The sequence below is a fragment of the Methanococcoides seepicolus genome, assembly GCF_023684405.1.
Classification (GTDB): Archaea; Halobacteriota; Methanosarcinia; order Methanosarcinales; family Methanosarcinaceae; genus Methanococcoides; species Methanococcoides seepicolus.
The window spans coordinates 1-2,478 of record NZ_JAGSOI010000120.1; the positions used below are offsets into that span (position 1 = coordinate 1).

Genomic DNA, 2,478 nt, shown 5'->3' on the forward strand with positions numbered 1-2,478 from the left:
AACTAATTCCAAAAACAATAACTGTTGCCTGAAAAGGTTATGAGATGCTTGAGCTGTATGAAAGAAAACTTTCACGTACAGTTCTTAGGCGAGAAAGAGGGAGTAATCCCTCTGACTTAGCCGACAATACTATGAAGAAACGAAAGTTGAACCATTGTAAGAACCGTAATCAGCAACAAGCGAAAAATAGATTGACACGCTTGAACCAAAAGGTATAGAATCAGACCATTATGGCTTCTTCCACATAATGGGAAATGGACGAATGGTTCTCGGTTTATAGATGGCTTCTAAGGTATTCACAATTATTCATGTTATAGAACTTGGTAAGCCCTATATGTTCCCTTCGGGGTAGGAATCTTGCAAAGGATGACAAAGACATCGAGGGTAGAGGAAAGGAGTAGAAAGCGAATGACAAACTGTAATGGTGTGTATAAGGGTTCAAAATTTGCCCTAATCCGAAAGGATGCAGACTTACTCTATGGTATCAAAACGTAAGAGTGAAGGTATGACCTATGAATGTAAGATGTTCAATTACATCAAAAGGTGAAGCAAAAACACTGTTTAGTGGACATGCTGAACTTAACGATGAGAAACTTACAGACATGCAACACATGTCAATAGGCTACAAGTCAGGATTACGAAGGCAGTTATTAAAGAAAATTGGAATTTGCAACTAATTCCAAAAAAAAAATAATAACTGTTGCCTGAAAAGGTTATGAGATGCTTGAGCTGTATGAGGTGAAAGTCTCACGTACAGTTCTTAGGCGAGAAAGAGGGAGTAATCCCTCTGACTTAGCCGACAGATGGGGTTCTCTAAGGGTACTTTGCATTATATGAAAAAGAACGCTATGAATGATAAACCATTTACTCTTAACTCTCATGTGAGGGAAAGGTTGGAAGAATGGGGTAGCGAGATTTTTGCAAATTAAAAAAGAGAAAAAAAGAAGAAAGTTCAAGCTTCAAACTTCGTAGAAACGTACTTGAACAAGTTTGCTTCCGTGGTTGTCATACTGCCAGAAGTAAAGTAGATTTGGATAAAGGGTGGGATCGTATGTATTTAGCGCTGTCAGATAGTCGAACACCCATACATTGTCCTGGTTTGATAGCATACCAAGGGCATCCGGTTCTTCCTGTCCACTTACATAGAATAGGTTTGTAGCATCATCCCATTGTGCTTTTTTAGATTTAGAAACCTGTACGTCCCCTATATCAAAGTAGTATGTGTCGTTAGCCTGAACCCAGCCGACGATGTTTGTATGTCCAACCGGCTTAGCCTTGGCAGCAATGTATACATGATACTTTCCTGGTGCCAACTCGAATGCACATGTACCATCATCAAATGCATTTCCATCGATGACATCAAACGCATCACCCTGTGTTATGTTTATTCTAATACCAGGAACTACTGTTTCAACTCCCTCGTCCCAGACAGTAATATTAAAATCACTGGTGTTCTCAGGCACGAACATTGTGTGTCCGTTATCATAACCATTACCATTACCTTTCCAGTCAACATCCTTTCCGATGATGTTCAGGCCGTAGTGTGGTCCATTGAAGTCTATTCCCGGTTTTGCTGCTTGCACCGATACTGCTAGCCCTGCGCATATAAACACAGCTAGCACCCCTAATACTATTATTCTTGCTTTCATTTTGTCCCCTCCTCATAAGTAATGAGATAAAATCGATTATGTTGTGACCATTTATATATATTTAATGGCATAACAATTTCAATTTTAAAAATGAATGGCAGCTGCCTATATATGATGTATGCAGTGTCGGAAGATGTGGATTTTCTACTGTTCAAAAATGAATGTTGTTAGGATTTAACAGAATACAAATGCTGTCTGTCGTACTCTCCATTACATGAAGAAAAATGCTGACGCCGATAAGCCGTTTACGTTGAATGTTCATGTTCGGGAAAGGTTGGAAGGGTGGGGAGAGTGCTGTTAAAACATTTGAAGCTATTCGGTGTCGAAGGTGTGGATGAATGGGGAGATGATAAGTCGATCTATTTCCCCGAATATATTTCAGTACTCAAAACCATTTGCTTGCGATTTCATTTACAGATGTAGTTGTGAAGACCCTATTGCCTTTTTTGATATGCGATGAAATAGCATTATGATGTAGTACTCTTACAAAATGATGTTTTTCAAAAGGAATAGTAGAATCAGCTATTGCAGGTATTGATTTGACTCTTACTTCATCTTTTGCAAGATTATAATAAATTTTCTGAAATGAATTACCATATTTGTAGTAGTTTAAATGTAACTATTCAGCCTAATTATCGTCAATCCTGTATCAACTCTAATACAAAAAATTAATTTGCAACCCTAAAATCAAACAATCGTTGAAACAAATGGCTTTCCATCGATTGCATCTTGAATAGCTTTCATCACAGAAAGTTGATTCTTCTTAACAGTAGAAATGTAGCTTCTTATACGACAGAAAGAACGTGCTCCTTGCACACTTCGGAACGTT

Annotated in this window: 1 protein-coding gene; it reads right to left on the reverse strand. The window is 38.2% G+C overall.

Translation table 11 applies throughout. The annotated features are described in order from the left end of the window. Positions 1–959: 959 nt before the first annotated feature. Positions 960–1,649, reverse strand: a complete 690-nt coding sequence (locus tag KDK67_RS13905; protein WP_250869445.1) for a hypothetical protein — start codon at positions 1,647–1,649, stop codon at positions 960–962. Positions 1,650–2,478 lie beyond the last annotated feature (829 nt).

What these genes read in the sequence shown, in the direction of transcription:
- KDK67_RS13905 (WP_250869445.1), bottom strand. Translation starts at nt 1,649, where the DNA reads ATGAAAGCAAGAATAATAGTATTAGGGGTGCTAGCTGTGTTTATATGC.